Origin of the sequence: Hyella patelloides LEGE 07179 (assembly GCF_900659865.1) — a bacterium.
Lineage (GTDB): Bacteria > Cyanobacteriota > Cyanobacteriia > Cyanobacteriales > Xenococcaceae > Hyella > Hyella patelloides.
In genome coordinates, this window is record NZ_LR214344.1 from 1 (window position 1) to 1,089 (window position 1,089).

Annotated in this window: 2 protein-coding genes; both read right to left on the reverse strand. The window is 36.8% G+C overall.

The features are described 5' to 3' along the window. On the reverse strand, positions 1-306 hold a 306-nt coding region (locus H1P_RS33635; protein WP_484133498.1), incomplete at its 3' end, for an HAD-IA family hydrolase. 59 nt (positions 307-365) lie between these two features. After that, positions 366-1,089 (reverse strand): NAD(P)/FAD-dependent oxidoreductase (locus tag H1P_RS33640; RefSeq protein WP_186376313.1); only part of this gene is annotated, 724 nt, incomplete at its 5' end.

Consider the following 1,089-nt stretch of genomic DNA (forward strand, 5'->3'; position numbering starts at 1 on the left):
AAAAAAAAGCTCAAAATCAGTAAATTTTTCAAAAACTTTTACGTCTATAAAAGTAGATTTTGCTACTTGATACCACCATTGATATTCTTGTTGCGGGATCGCTAGAGGATCGAGTTTACCAAAAGCTAAAGGAGGAGCTTGGGAGAAATTTTTGCCAAAAGCTTGATTAATTTGATCAGAAGAAACTTCTATTCCGTGTTTACTGGCAATTTGTTTATATACCTCTCCTATACTACCCTTAACACCAAATAAAGTTCCTACCGCATCGAAAAAAATTACTTTGGGTAAAGCTTGATGTTGATTCATTATTTAATAATTAAAGAAAAAGAAAGTAGTGGAAGAAGAAATTAGCTTTCTTATGATAGCTATGAAGATAGTAACTCAACTATGGGTTGAGTAAGCCAATTCAAGCCAACAGTTAATTGATGTTTGAGAGTTGGTAAACGATAGAGATAAATTAGACGACGAGCAATATAAGCAGTGGAGCCCTCTAATTTTAGCCCTAAACCGTTCAAAACCGCGCTGTCTTTGCCTAGAGCCATTATTTCTCCTAGAGCTTGATAACGGAAGGGTAATAGAGGTTTTTGGTTAGCATCAGCCCAGATATTCCAAGCACAGTAATCTGATTGTTGGAAAGCCACTTGAGCAGTAGCAGGAAGTAAATTACCTAATTCGTCCAGACATTCGGCGAGATCTCCTAAAGCATAAATGTCATTACGATCTAACACTTGTAGGGTGGGTTGAATTTTTAATAATCCTTGGGCATTTTTTGCCAGATTCAGATTTTCCGTTAATGGGGATACCTTATTTCCTACTGTCCAAACTACTAAATCTACAGGAATAGTATCAATTTGTCCTTTATAGCTTAAAGAAATAGTATCTGAGGTTACTTCTGTGGTTTCAGTTTCTATATCTAGCCATATTTGACGCTCTTCTAAGGCTTTAATGGCTGTTTTCCGATTATACTCCGTAGCCTGGTCTAGAATCTGACTGCCACGATCCACAATGCGTATTCTACCTCTTTCTCCCAAAAAATCACTAATTTTACAGGCTAATTCTACTCCACTGTAACCACCACCGACTATAGCA